13 protein-coding genes are annotated in these 14717 nt (G+C 35.3%); 2 read left to right on the forward strand and 11 right to left on the reverse strand.

Annotated features, from left to right (window positions below; all coding sequences use genetic code 11):
- The first annotated feature begins 545 nt into the window (after positions 1–545).
- A complete protein-coding gene (locus TX86_RS17170) occupies positions 546–1391 on the forward strand; it encodes an aldo/keto reductase (protein ID WP_042350809.1) in 846 nt (281 codons plus the stop codon).
- 65 nt (positions 1392–1456) lie between these two features.
- Here TX86_RS17170 and TX86_RS17175 read toward each other — a convergent pair whose 3' ends face one another.
- On the reverse strand, positions 1457–1825 hold the full coding sequence (locus TX86_RS17175) for a winged helix-turn-helix transcriptional regulator (RefSeq protein WP_042350810.1): 369 nt from the start codon (positions 1823–1825) through the stop codon (positions 1457–1459).
- Between the two features lie 108 nt (positions 1826–1933).
- On the opposite strand from TX86_RS17175, the gene TX86_RS17180 reads away from it, so the two are divergent.
- Positions 1934–3130, forward strand: a complete 1197-nt coding sequence (locus TX86_RS17180) for an MFS transporter (protein ID WP_042350812.1) — start codon at positions 1934–1936, stop codon at positions 3128–3130.
- Between the two features lie 773 nt (positions 3131–3903).
- Here the strand turns inward: TX86_RS17180 and TX86_RS17185 are convergent.
- The 10 genes from TX86_RS17185 to prfB all read right to left on the reverse strand — a co-directional run bounded on the left by TX86_RS17185 (position 3904) and on the right by prfB (position 14673).
- Complete coding sequence (locus TX86_RS17185) at positions 3904–4086, reverse strand: DUF4083 family protein (RefSeq protein WP_042350813.1); 183 nt, start codon at positions 4084–4086, stop codon at positions 3904–3906.
- 363 nt (positions 4087–4449) lie between these two features.
- The gene (locus TX86_RS17190; RefSeq protein ID WP_042350814.1) at positions 4450–5643 is read right to left on the reverse strand and encodes a PDZ domain-containing protein; all 1194 of its coding nucleotides are present in this window, start codon (positions 5641–5643) and stop codon (positions 4450–4452) included.
- 133 nt (positions 5644–5776) lie between these two features.
- The gene (locus TX86_RS17195; protein ID WP_042350816.1) at positions 5777–7225 is read right to left on the reverse strand and encodes a S41 family peptidase; all 1449 of its coding nucleotides are present in this window, start codon (positions 7223–7225) and stop codon (positions 5777–5779) included.
- Positions 7226–7413: 188 nt separating this feature from the next.
- Complete coding sequence (locus tag TX86_RS17200) at positions 7414–8556, reverse strand: iron-containing alcohol dehydrogenase (protein ID WP_042350817.1); 1143 nt, start codon at positions 8554–8556, stop codon at positions 7414–7416.
- Between the two features lie 238 nt (positions 8557–8794).
- Complete coding sequence (locus TX86_RS17205) at positions 8795–10117, reverse strand: murein hydrolase activator EnvC family protein (RefSeq protein WP_042350818.1); 1323 nt, start codon at positions 10115–10117, stop codon at positions 8795–8797.
- An 84-nt stretch (positions 10118–10201) separates the two neighbouring features.
- Positions 10202–11086, reverse strand: coding sequence for a permease-like cell division protein FtsX (gene ftsX / locus TX86_RS17210; protein ID WP_042350820.1), 885 nt, complete (start codon positions 11084–11086; stop codon positions 10202–10204).
- On the reverse strand, positions 11076–11762 hold the full coding sequence (gene ftsE, locus TX86_RS17215) for a cell division ATP-binding protein FtsE (RefSeq protein WP_042350821.1): 687 nt from the start codon (positions 11760–11762) through the stop codon (positions 11076–11078). The genes ftsX and ftsE overlap by 11 nt, the downstream gene beginning before the upstream one ends.
- Before the next feature lie 319 nt (positions 11763–12081).
- Complete coding sequence (gene cccB, locus TX86_RS17220) at positions 12082–12423, reverse strand: cytochrome c551 (RefSeq protein WP_042350823.1); 342 nt, start codon at positions 12421–12423, stop codon at positions 12082–12084.
- Positions 12424–12473: 50 nt separating this feature from the next.
- Complete coding sequence (locus TX86_RS17225) at positions 12474–13319, reverse strand: YitT family protein (protein WP_081707736.1); 846 nt, start codon at positions 13317–13319, stop codon at positions 12474–12476.
- Positions 13320–13571: 252 nt separating this feature from the next.
- Positions 13572–14673, reverse strand: a protein-coding gene (prfB, locus tag TX86_RS17230; RefSeq protein ID WP_154663152.1) for a peptide chain release factor 2 whose coding sequence is annotated in 2 segments (ribosomal slippage) — positions 13572–14600 and positions 14602–14673 — 1101 coding nt in all. Because the reading frame shifts where the segments join, the coding sequence is not laid out codon by codon here.
- Positions 14674–14717 lie beyond the last annotated feature (44 nt).

Here is a 14717-nt window from a genome sequence, read left to right on the forward strand (position 1 = left end):
TCATGGTTTTATGATTTGTATTTTTTGATATATATCTTTTCTACTTTAACTAAATAATAAGTGGTTTCTTACCTGTATCTCTCTTAATTTCCTGAAGAAAATCTACAAGTGAACTAAGCCCATCTAGAGTATGAGAAACTTTAAAACTCTTACGATAAGAAATATCTGGTGACCTCATAATATGAAAGGAGCAGCATTCTTGTAATGATTTAAAAATTAAGTTTGGCAATACATGTACTTAATGGGTGCTAGAGTTGAAGATCAAGGCTGCTAATAGGCAGCCTTTTTTGTTATGTCACTAACGGTGCAGGATAGTTCAAATAGAAACTAGTTTGCCCACGTTTTCTTGGCTATATAATTAGGAAAATACTGATAAAAAGATGGTGATTGAAATTGAAATAGAGATTTAGGTGCCTCTAACCCTTGTCAACTCACAAAAGTTACCTTCACGTTTCTATGTAACAAAAATGTGCGTACTTCTTTTTACTCTATAGGGGCCTCATAATAAAGGAGTAATAAGCTATCAAACAATTGGAGGATTCAACATGATTAATCATTTACAAGATACAATCACATTAAATAACGGCCTACAAATGCCTGGTATGGGTTTAGGTGTTTTTCAAGTAGAGAATGATGCTACTGCTGAGATGGTTAAAAAAGCTATTGAGGTTGGTTATCGAAGCATTGATACAGCCACTATTTACGGCAATGAAGCTGGTGTAGGAGAAGGTATTAAACAAGCTTTAGCATCTACTGGCTTACGACGTGAAGACCTGTTTATTACATCAAAAGTATGGAATGACGGATTAAACTATGATGAAACCATCGCTGCATATGAAGAGAGCCTACAAAAACTAGGGTTAGATTATTTAGATCTTTATCTTATTCATTGGCCAGGTAAAGATAAATATGCTGAATCTTGGAAAGCGCTAGAAGACCTATATAATCAAGGAAAGATCAAGGCAATTGGTGTTTGTAACTTTACTGTTTCACACTTACAAAATTTATTATCATTTGCTCGTATTAAACCTGTTTTGAATCAGGTGGAATTCCACCCACGCTTGCAACAAATTGAGCTTCGTTCATTCTGTGACAAGCACCAAATTCAACTTGAAGCATGGGCACCTTTAATGCAAGGTGGACTTCTTGAAGATGAAACTATTTCTAAAATCGCAACAAAATATGGAAAATCAAACGCTCAAGTTATTTTACGCTGGGATGTACAAAACGGCATTATCACTATTCCAAAATCTGTGCGCAGAGAACGAATGATGCAAAACGCCGATATTTTCGACTTTAATCTAACAGATGAAGAAATGGCTATGATCAATGCAATGAATCTTGAACAACGAATTGGACCAAATCCAGATGAATACGACTTTGCTCTATAAGCATTAAAAGGAAAAGAGACTGTCTGGTGTTTGACAGTCTCTTTCTCCTCTCATTACGATGTTTGCTACTTGGCTATTTCATCACGTTGTTTTAAAATTACATCTTCGCCTTTAACCTGTAATACTTCAACATGCTTTTCGCCCCAAGTGCAAAGCATGTTCAGAATCGGTTCCATTCCTTGTCCATAGGGCGTTAAGGAATATTCAACTTTCGGCGGTACTTGATTGAAGACTGTTCGAAGGATTAATCCATCTTGCTCTAACTCTCTTAATTGACTTGTGAGCATTTTTTGTGAAATTCCTGGAATCAATCGTCGAAACTCATTTGTTCGAATTTTACCATGGTGGTTTAAATGACAAAGAATGATTGGTTTCCATTTACCACCAATGACTTCAAGCGTAGCTTCAACACCAATATTATAAATTTTTTGCATAGTAACCCCCGTAATATTCAAAAATAACCAAAAGTACTCTACATATCTTTTAGGCGTGTATGAATATTACTACACATGATATAAAAAATCAAAGGAGATATTAGTAGTATGTCACATTCAAAAAAGCCAAGTGCTAAATTAACTTTGCTAGCACTTGCAATCAGTGCATTTGGTATAGGGTCTACTGAATTTATCAGTGTCGGGCTTTTACCATTAATTACAGATGACTTTGGTATATCTTTAAGCACAGCAGGCTTAACCGTTTCTATATATGCACTTGGCGTCACTGTTGGGGCTCCATTATTAACAGCCTTAACATCTCCCCTTAGTCGAAAAACAGTTTTATTGCTTGTTATGACCATTTTTATAGTTGGGAACTTAACCGCAGCTATAGCACCTATTTTCTCTATCCTGTTAATAGGACGTATTATTTCAGCATTATCACATGGTGTGTTTATGTCCATCGCTTCTGTCATAGCGGCAGATGTAGTTGAACCAAATAAACGAGCAAGTGCTATTGCCTTTATGTTTACAGGATTAACATTAGCTACTGTGACTGGTGTCCCACTTGGTACATTTATTGGACAAGTAACAGACTGGCGTATGTCGTTTATCTTTATCGTCATTATCGGGATTATCGGTTTAATTAGTAATGCTTTTTTAGTACCCAACCAATTATCAAAAGGTAATCCAATCTCTTTACGTGATATCGGTAAGGTATTAGGCAATATTCGAATGTTATTAATACTTTTCATTACAGCAATTGGATACGGAGGTGCCTTCGTTGTCTACACGTATGTTTCACCTATTTTGGAACAATATATGGGTTATTCGCCACATGCGGTAGTCATTATATTAGTTGTCTATGGTATTTGCGTAGCTATTGGTAATACACTAGGTGGCCATTTCGCTAATCAAAATCCGATTCGTTCAATCTTTATTATTTTTGTTGGTCTTGCATTAGCGTTACTTGGCATTGGCTACGCTCTTGAATCACCGATTATCGGATTAATTATGGTACTGATAATGGGTCTATTTATGTTCATGAATGTTCCTGGTTTGCAATTATATGCTTTACTACTATCTGAAAAATATGTGCCTTCAGCTATTTCAATGGCCTCAGCATTAAATATTTCCGCTTTCAACATAGGAATATTTTTAGGATCATATATTGGAGGCTTCATTATTCACCATCAATCGTTAGCACATACACCTTTGTATGGATTCTTAATGGTTATGCTAGCAGCTGTTGTTACACTATTATGGCTATTTTTCGATAAAAAGAAAAATAATGAGTGTTCTTAGCCTCTTTTTTAAAAAGAAGTAGAGCTTGCACAATAATGATTATCATTAATTAAGATTTATAGGCATATTGCAATTCGTAAATGAAATCAAAAGGTTTTTCATGATGTATTATTTCTCCAACAAAGATTTCAATGAATATGAAAAGAAGATAATCTAAAAATGATTACCTTCTTATCATTTATTTAATACAATTCCAATTAATTATGAAAAACCATTCAAACTTAATATGAAAAATTTCCAACTAATGATTTAAGGATTTAGGACGCGTTTTTTTCATAATTAATTAGAATGAGGTATCTATACTTAGAACAAATGCCACAATTTTTCATCATTCATTAAAAAAATTTAGTCCACTTTAATTATGGGTAGCTTTTTCTTTTTGGACTAACGGGGCAGGTTAGTGGAAGAAGAATTATGTCATTTACTAATACTAAACTAAAGAGTTATTTAGTTTCGCAAGGATAAAAGACGAGTTATTCTCGTCTCTATTCTTGGGGTTTATCTAGTTTTTCGGAAATTTGCCTTAAAAGTTCATTTCGTTCCTTTTGTATTTTGAAATATTTTATTACAAACCAAATTACGAAAACAATCGGAACTATATAATATAGCAAAGTTGTAAATGTAAGCAGATTAACCCAACCAGAAGTTTCTACCATAATTAAGACTTAATTTTATGAAAAGATACAATTTTTGGTTAATTTGAATTAAGAAAGATTAGGAAACAAAAGGATGATTTAGTCATCTAAAAGAAAAATCCCTTCAAACTGAAGAGATTAACTTTTCTTATCTTTCTCTAGTAATTCAATAACTTTATCAAGTTTTTCCTCAACTGACTTTGAATTACTGGACTGATTCTTTAGGGAAAATACAAATTTAATAACACGATAAACACCAAATAATATTGCTAATGTGATAACAAATAAAAATAGTTGGGCTATCAGATCATCATAGTTCATTAAAAATCCCACCTGTTTTTGATAATTGTATCACTTAAGATGAATAGTTTTTACATTTTATTACAAGGAAACACAAGGTTGATTATGTAATAAAAAAACAAAAGAGTAAAATGTTTTGCAGTTCTCACACTGCATTTTTATAACAAAAGGATAGAGATTTTTGATAACACAATCATAAAGTTTGTGAAAGAATATACTTAAACTATCGGGTGCTTTAGTGCAATAACCTTAACTAAAAAAAGCATGTTTCAATGATTTTCAGAAACATGCTTTTTTGCTATCAAGTAATTCCAATTAATTTTGAAAAACCACTCCAGCTTATTTTGAAAAATTTCTAACTAATTATGGAAAATCACACAACAATTATCCCGTCTGCTTCTCATTCCGATCCTCTGGAATAAATAGAATGCCAAGTTCATAATGCTCACCTTGGAAAAGAGCTTTCTGCACCAGGCGAACTTGATTATTGGAGTCTAATATTTCTAGTTTGCAATGAGCGGGATTATATTGCAATGCTTCGTAAAGCTGCTTTTCGGTATGTACTGGTGTCCCATTTACTTTCGTTATAATTTCGCCGACTTCTAAAGCCATTTTATCAGCTGGTGAATCTGGAATAATTCCTAAAATAAGTACCCCATGATCTCGTTTGGAAAAATAAAAGGGAGATTGTTGTTCGTGAAGCTTATTAAAATAGTATGTCAATTCTCTTCCTAGAATAGCAATAGTGGCAGCCGCTATAGTAAGTATAGGCAACCAAATGCTACCGATTGCAATAGCCAATACGAGTATTCCTAAAGCAATGATTCTTTGCCCACTAATCTGAATGGACTCCTTCGGCAAGCTTCCATGTACTTGTTGCGAAAAGCCTAATAAGAATGGAACTAGAATTGGCGTTACTTGTATACCTTCACCTAGTGAAAGCACCGGCCACCAGTCAAATGGTGAAGCAAGCTCACCACCAGGAACAAAAAGCATAAGCGGAATCATCCAAACTCTCTTAGAACCATGCGCTCCAACAATCATACCTCTATTCGATGTAATCAACTTTGGAGAGGTACTCTTACTCGCATTTTTCTTTATCAAAATTCCTTCAGCAATCATTAATAGTCCCATCACAATCGCTAATGCAGGAAAAAGTTGACCGTCCATTTCATTAATTGCATCCCCTAGAAATGAAATAGGAACATCTTTTTTGTAAAGAAAAAACAATACGAAAATAGTAATACCTATGACATATGTAGGTGATAAAAATCGAAATCTCGTTGTTAAACTCATTAAAATTGTCATAATAACGATCACTTGTATAGCTACAATAGGAATAGTAAACCCTAAAGTAATCGTCAAAATTGAAAGCACTAAGCCAATCACAACTCCCATTGGCAGAAGATTTCTCATTTCATATAAACCATCTTGCACACGAATCTTGAAGTCTTTTCTTTCCTGCTTAACACGTCGATAACCCATTACGATACAAAGCAAAAAGGAATAGTAAAATAGTGGATTCAAAAAGAGTTTACCGATGCCCTTTACTAATTCTACGACCCATTCTGTTCCCACCTAAGTACACCTTCCTTTCACAATATACTAAATATGCTAACTACTATTTTATCAAAGACGAGCTACAATTCCTATGCCAAAAATAAAGCAAAAAAGAGCACTTATCTATTTCACTAAAGTGCTCATCACTCACCTATTTCAACAAATAGCGTATTGCAGCTCGAAGCTGCATATCATTATCTTTATCTTTCATTTCATCTTTGATTTCATCTTCCAAAGCATTTGCTGTTTTTAAATTAATATTTCCAGTCGCTTTTAAACCCTCACTTTTTTGAAACGCTCTTACTGCTATCTCTGTCCGTAAGTCATAATAACCATCTTCTCTTCCTGGTTCATAGCCGAGACCTTTTAATATCTCTTGTGCATGCTTCACTTGCTCGTTTGTCATATCTCGTTTTAAAGATTTGTCAATATTGATAGGCTGTGTCCAAAATAAATCAGGCTGCTTAATCTCAATCGTCGGTTCAATACCTTTTTGATGAATCCAATTACCTTTCGGCGTTAACCATTTGGAAACCGTTAGTTTCACATCACTACCATCATTCATTGGAATAGCTTGCTGAACGGTCCCCTTGCCGTAGGATTTTTCACCAATAAGAGCATATCCACCTGCTTCTTGTAAAGCTGCCGCTAATATTTCAGATGCAGAAGCACTCCCTCTATCAATAAGAGCAACAATATTATACGGTTTCTTTTCTTTTAACTTCGTATAATATTCCGTTTGCTCACCACTTCTATTTTCCGTTTGCAAATAAGGGTTATCATTCGTTATCAGCTCATTCAAAATCTCTTCTACAGAAGAAAGCAATCCACCAGGATTTCCTCGTACATCAATGATAAGTCCCTCAATGTCTTTTTTCTCAAGTGCTTTCAATTGCTTCTCGAAATCTTTCGATGTATCTTTCGAAAAAGATGATATTTCAATATAACCAATGTTCTTTCCGCTTTCTTCCTTCACTTCGGACATAACCGTTTCAACTGGTATTTTATCTCTCTTAATAGCGAAAGTTTGTGTTTTTGAAACGCCTGAGCGCTTAATTTCTAACGTTACTTTTGTCCCTTTTTTCCCGCGAATTTTCATGCTAATTTCTTGTACATTTAATCCTTTTACTATTTTTCCATCAATAGAAATAATTTCATCCTTCGGCTTCAGACCAGCTTTTTCAGCAGGTGAATTTTTATAAGGAGCAACAATAATAACCTTATCATTTTCTACACCGATTTCCGTACCTATTCCATCGAATGATGAATCTAATGCTTGATTAAATTGTGCTGAAACATCTTTATTCATATAAACAGAGTACGGGTCATTCAAGGTCGATACCATTCCCTGTATCGCCCCCGACATTAGTACATCTTCATCAACTTCTTTAAAATAATACTGACGAATTAAATCATATGCTTGCTTTACTTTTGTTAAATCAGTCTTTGAATCTATTTGTAAAGAATGTCCTTCCTCACTCGTATCATTCTTTGGAGTCTTCCATTTCAAGAAAATATCAGGACCAACATACATTCCACCTGCAACACCTACCGTAAGCGATACAGTTATAGCTGCCGGAAGCATCCACTTTTTCGTCATAATGAGCTCCTTTCAAAAGAGGTTGCTTTAGTAGACTGATTGTCATGGCTGCACTCTCACAACAGGCTCTTTTCAACATTTAAGAAATTATCTTGACTTTCTATCAATGTATGTATAGCTTGGACATTATATGTTTTAAAAAAAGCTCTGCAAAGATTAATCTTTACAGAGCTTTCATATCGCACATTCTATAAAATTTCTTTAAACATCTCGATTGTTTCTTCTTTAGTTGGCATGAATGGATTGCCAGGAGCACAAGCATCTTTTAGAGAATTTTCTGCAAGAAGGTCTAAATCTGGATTCTCTACACCAAGCTCTTTTAGTGATTTAGGAATTCCTACTTCTTCCGATAACGCGACAATGTTGTCTAAAACAAATTGACTGCACTCTTCATCAGATTTGCCCATTACATCAAGGCCAAGTTTAGCTGCAATGAAGCGGAACTTCTTCGGTGCATGTTTCGCATTTTCACGTTCTACAATTGGTAGAAGCATTGCATTACATACGCCATGTGGAAGATTGTATACCCCACCTAATTGGTGTGCCATCGCATGTACAAAACCTAATCCAGCATTTGAGAAAGCCATACCAGCTAGAAAACAAGCATATGCCATTTGTTCACGAGCTTCTACATTATGCCCATCTTTTACAGCAGTTGGAAGATACTTGAAGATGATTTTTACAGCTTCTAGTGCTGTTGCATCTGTAAGAGGCGTTGCACCTGGGGTAACAATTGTTTCAATTGCATGCGTTAAAGCATCCATACCAGTTGCTGCAGTTAAACTTGCAGGCTTGTCGAACATTAAAGTTGGGTCATTAACAGATAATAATGCTAAACTGTTCTTATCTACACATACCATTTTCACGCCACGATCTTCATCTGTAATAACATAGTTAATCGTAATCTCTGCAGATGTTCCAGCCGTTGTATTTACCGCAATTGTTGGAAAACCTAATTTCTTCGACTTATTTATACCTTCATAATCACGGATATTACCGCCATTTGTTGCTAGAATACTAATTGCACTTGCACAGTCTTGTGGAGAACCACCACCGATTGAAAGAATAAAATCACAGTTCTCAAGCTTCAAAATCTCTACACCCTTATGTACTTCTGCACAAGTAGGATTTGGATTTACTTCATCGTAAATCGTATATGCTACATCCACTTTGTCTAGCTGATCTGTTACTTTCTTTACAACTCCATTACCATTCAACACTTTATCTGTTACAACTAGCGCTTTCTTAAAGCCAAAATTTTGAACCTCTGATCCTAACTCATTCAAACAGTCTCTTCCAATTAAATTCTTGCTTGGTAAATAGTACATCATGTTAAATCTCCTCCTAAATAAGTTCGTTCAACATTTCACAAGTTTTTCCAAATAAGAAATATTATGTTTCTATTTAATAATTTTTCAATATAGTAATATTTCTTACAAATGAATTATACCCTTTTCAATTGCTATTCCTTCACAGACTTCTTGAACTTTCTTGTAACGTTTTTTCTCGTATCTTTAGTACCGGGTAATAAAAAAAGACATCTCACAATTTGTAAGATGTCTTTTTTTATTATAGAGGAACGATTCCAACTGGGTTAATCGCACCGCTCTTAGAAGGTGTCCAGCTACCTTTGTGTAATTCAAAGTGTAGATGTTGTCCTTTGGATTCGCCTGTGTTCCCCATAATACCGATTTGTTGACCTTTGCTAACTGTTGCTCCCGTACTTACCATACGACTTTCCATATGTGCATAAACTGTTGTATAGATTTGACCATTAATAGAGTGTGTAATAAACACTGCATTACCATATGATGAAGAATAGTATGAACGCGCTACAATTCCATCTGCTGCTGCTAAGATTGGCACATCAGCTGAATTCGCAATATCCACACCATAGTGGAATGCACCCCAACGTCCACCAAATCCTGACGTTAGTGTACCGACAGCTGGTCTTGTAAAGGCACCGCCTGAAATGGCTGGTCTTTCATTGCTGACATTTCCACCTGATGAACTGCCACCAGAATTACTACTAGAACTACTACCAGAGCCACCACTTGAAGCATTATTTAATGCCGCTTGTTGAGCTGCTTTTTTACGTGCTTCTTCTAATTCTTTCTGGCGTTGCTTCTCTAAAGCGATTGCTTTACTAATTGTCGCTTGCTGAGCTGCTAGCATTTCATCTTCTTCTTCTAAGCTCATCTTATATGTATGAGTGTCTTTTTCTTCTTTTTCTAACTGAGCCATTAACTTATCTTTTTCTACTTTTTGCGTTGATAGTTTAGCTTTCATAGATTCTAAATCTTTTTTCATAGATTCTAAAGAAGCTAATTTATTTTCTACTTGTTGTTGTGTCTCTTCAAGTTGCTTTTTATCAGCTTCATGTTGATTTACTAGAGCTTCATCAGCCTGCATAATTTCAGAAACAGCTGACACACGATCAATTAAATCACCAAAGCTTGATGCGCCAAAGATTACTTCTAAATAATTCGTTTTACCACCATTCTCTTGGTAAGTTAGCGCGCGTTGTTTTAAGATATCATTACGTTTCGCAATACGTTCTTTTAGAACAACAATCTCTGCTTTCAGCTTTTCTATTTCAGCTTTTGTAGTTGTAATTTGCTCATTTTTTTCACGAATTTTAGTATTCGTCTCACCGATAGCTAAATCAATTCGCTTCATTTCAGCACGCGTTTTATCTTGTTGATCTTGCAATTGCTTAATTTTATCATTCGCTGTATTTACTTTTGATTCTAAACCTGAGCGTTGATCTTGAATTTGACTCTTTTTATTTTCTAAACTATTAATTGATTCCGCGTATGCAGCAGGAGCAGCAAGAATACTACTAAGTCCTATTACAGCGGCTGCATTTAATACGAATAATTTGCTTTTCAATATTCTCGTCACCCTTATCTTTCTATTTCTATTCTACTAATTAAGCTAATAAGATGCGGACCTATAGTAGGCCCGCATCACTGTTTAGATTTTTAAGAACTTACGTACAGACATCATACTTCCCCAAACACCAATTACAGCACCAATTAGAATTAACACACTAGATACTTGGTATATAAATGGACTAAATGATAGTAATTCTACGAACTTATTACCGATACGAGGAGTCATATATTCGTACATATTATAGTAAGTTGTTGCGATTAAGATAATTGGAATAACTGCTCCTAACATACCTAGCCATAAGCCTTCTAGGAAGAATGGCCAACGAATAAAGGAGTTTGTAGCACCTACTAAACGCATAATCTCAATTTCTTTTCTACGCGCAACAATTGTAATTTTAATTGTATTAGAGATTAAGAACATAGCTGTAAACAATAAACCAATTGTTAGTGCTAGTCCAATATTTCTTGCAATGTCAACGAAGTCAAATAGCTTCTCTACATATTCTTTACCGTATTGAACGCTATCTACAAATTCTAATTTCGAAATCTTCTTCGCTACACTTGTAACATCTTTAGGTGTTTTTGTTTTCACCTCATACACGTTACGCAGTGGATTATCTTGTTCAAATAAACTAAAAGATTTACCTAGTGAATCTTTTAACTTATTTAATTCCTGTTCTTTACTAGAGAAGGTTACTTTATCTATTTTAGAGATATCCTTCAATTCTGTTCCTATTTTATCAATATCCGCTTGCGTTGCCGCAACATCAATATGCACGCGAATTTCTACATCATTTTCAACATTTTTCGCGATGTTGTTTAAGTTCATCATGATAACAAAGAATACACCTACAAGAAGAAGGGTAACTGTTACAGAACTAACTGATGCAAATGTCATCCAACCATTACGTCCAAGGCTCTTAAAGCTCTCTCTAAAGTGACGTTTAAGACTATTAATATTCATATCCGTAGTCACCTCGTTGTTCATCACGTATAATCTTTCCGCTTTCAATAGCGATTACACGATGTCTTAAATTGTCTACAATCTCTTTATTATGAGTAGCCATTACTACCGTTGTTCCACGCTTGTTTACTTCCTCGAAAATATTCATGATTTCCCATGACGTTTCAGGATCTAAGTTACCTGTTGGCTCATCAGCAATAACTACTTTCGGTTTATTAACAATCGCACGTGCGATTGAAACACGCTGTTGTTCTCCACCTGAAAGATCAGTCGATATCATTCGAGCTTTATGTTTTAAACCAACAAGATCAAGCACTTCCATAACACGCTCTTTAATCTCTTTTGGTTCTATTTCAATTACTTCTAATGCAAAGGCAATATTCTCATAGACAGTTAGAGTTGGTAATAGTTTAAAATCTTGAAAGACTACTCCAATATTTCTTCTAAAGATCGGAACCTTTGAATTTCTTATTTTTGCTAGACTTACACCGTTCACAGTAATAGTTCCACTTGTAGGCTTTTCTTCACGATACATCATTTTAATAAATGATGATTTCCCAGCACCACTCGGACCAACTACGTAAACAAACTCACCTTTTTTTATCTTTACGCTAATTCCATTTACGGCTATAACGCCATTCGGATAAGTTTTATTAACATCAACCATTTCTATCATAAAAAAACCACCTATATTTCGCTCAATTCATATTTCCAGAGCTTATTCAGTATAAAAGCCTGTTTTCGACAGGCTTCGTTCATATGATGCAATAATATACAATCTACTAAACCTATTTGACTAACATAAGCAATTATATCATCAAATTTTGTCATATACAGGGTAAATAATATTACATTTTCATTTCAAATTCATATGACAAATATAACGTTTTTTACATACTCCATTTAAACCAACCTATTCATTCTAACGCAAAATGTCCATTAAAAAAAGCTAAACCTATAGTGTATTAGGAATAGCTTATTTCTTTTCTTGAATTTTATTTTTTCTCTGCTAACCATGCTGCAACTTTTGTAGCTGAGTCTGCTGGAATGACACCAGAAGGCATAGCACCTTTTCCTTCATTAATAATCTTTTCGATATCTTCCTTCGACTTAGATGCTCCAACCTTATCAAGCGCTGGTCCTACACCGCCTTCAAGATTACCCCCATGACATCCTGAACATTTGTTGTCATATAACTTTGCTTCTTCACCAGCATCAGCAGTTGACGTAGTGCCTGCTTCTCCCTTTTCAGCTGGTTTTTCTTCCGCTTTATCTCCCCCACACGCTGCTAGAACAAGAGAAGTACCCAAAAACAAAGCAAGTAGCTTTTTGTTCACACAAACTCCCCCTTAGAAAAAAGTTACAAATACACCAATATTATACCATACTACGCATTATTAAAACCTTTCCCTAGTACTTCTGATGCATCTGTAACAACCACGAATGCATGTGGGTCAATGCTTTTGACTAATTGTTTCAATTTTGTGAATTGCGAGTTATTAACCACACAAAGCAATACCGGCTTATCACTATCTGTATAGCCACCTTTTCCACTAAGCTCCGTAACGCCTCGATCGATATGTTCAAAAATCGCTTTACGAATTTCCTCTTCCTTATTCGTAATAATCAACGTCATTTTCGTGTGATCAAATCCCATCTGAATAAGGTCGATGGTTTTACCAGTAGCATACAAACCAATTAACGCATATAAACCCTTCTCTATATCAAAGACCAAACAAGCCGCTAACACAATTAATCCATCAATAGCTGCCACACATTTCCCTAAACTAATATGCGTATATTTATGTAAGATCTGCGCAGCCAAATCCGTTCCACCGGTTGAAGCCTTTCCTTTAAATACAATTCCAAGGCCAAGACCAACACCCATTCCACCAAATATAGCACCAAGCAACGCATCTGACGTCCAAGGATCCCAATCATTTGTTAAAAACACCACAAACGGAAAGAAAATAGTACCTGCCAATGTTTTCACACCAAACTGTGTGCCAAGCAAAATAAAACCTGCAATAAATAGTGGTATATTCAAAGACCATTGTACGAATGCAGGCTCTAACCCAAACTTCGCATACATAATCGTACTAATTCCACTAACTCCACCCGAAGCAATCTGGTTCGGAAGTAAAAACACATTAAAGGCAATCGCCACAATTGCTGAACCTACTAATACGTAAACATACTCCATTGCCTTATTCCAAAAACTCATGTTATTCATCAAGATCCTCCACATTATCATCTTCTAAAAAGAGGCTTTTTTTATTTTTTGCCAAAAATGAGTATAGCACCACAGATAAAAACGTGTAAATAACAGCCAGATAACGTAGTAAAGCGGTAAATCAATCAACATTATCCATTCTCTTCATTTATTATTTCCTATCCATCACTAATCATGAGATAATTCTATTTTTTAACTTTAAAAACAAAAAAACTGTCAGAAATTAATCCTGACAGTTTTCTTACAATTGAATTATGCTAACTTCGAACGTAAATAAGCATCAATGAATGCATTAAGATCGCCATCCATTACAGCTTGAACGTTACCTGTTTCTGTACCTGTACGATGGTCTTTTACCATTGAATATGGATGGAAGACATAAGAACGAATTTGGCTTCCCCAGCTAATATCGCTCTTCTCACCACGAATTTCATCAAGCTTCGCTTGTTGCTCTTCGATTTCACGTTGATATAATTTTGATTTCAACATGTTCATTGCACGTTCACGGTTCTTAATTTGTGAACGCTCCGTTTGACACGTTACAACAACACCTGTTGGAATATGTGTAATACGAACGGCTGAATCCGTCGTATTAATATGCTGACCACCGGCACCTGTTGCACGATACGTATCAATCTTCAAATCTTCCGTACGAATATCAACTTCAATATTGTCATCAAATTCAGGCATAACATCGCATGAAACAAATGACGTATGACGACGACCAGAAGCATCAAACGGTGAAATACGTACAAGACGATGAACACCTTTCTCAGCTTTCAAGTAACCATACGCATTATGACCTTTAATTAAAAGCGTCACACTCTTAATACCAGCTTCATCACCAGCTAAATAGTCAAGAGTTTCAACTTTGAAGCCTTGCTTCTCAGCCCAACGAGTATACATACGTAACAACATAGAACCCCAATCTTGAGACTCCGTACCACCTGCACCAGGGTGAAGCTCTAAGATTGCATTATTTCGATCATATTCACCACTTAACAACGCTTGAAGTTCATACTCATTCATTTGCGCAGTTAATTGATTTAACTCTTCTATTAATTCACTTTCAAGTTCTTCATCTTGTTCTTCTTTCAATAACTCAAAAGTAAGCTCCAAATTCTCATGTGTTTCGTTCATTGAATGAAACTGCTCAACCAATTCTTTCAAACCATTTGCTTCATTGATAATACCTTGTGCCTTTTGTTGATCATTCCAGAAATCTGGATCTGTCATAATATTATCTAACTCTGCAATACGTGCCTCTTTTTCTTCTAAGTCAAAGAGACCCCCTAAAGTCCGCTAATTTCTTAGCTGTTTTTTCGAGCTCTGACCTAATTTCTGCTAATTCCATGCTCATTCACCTCTAAATAATATATTCAAGAAAAGCAACAGCAC

Origin of the sequence: Bacillus massiliigorillae, from assembly GCF_000380245.2 — a bacterium.
Classification (GTDB): Bacteria; Bacillota; Bacilli; order Bacillales; family DSM-1321; genus Bacillus_AD; species Bacillus_AD massiliigorillae.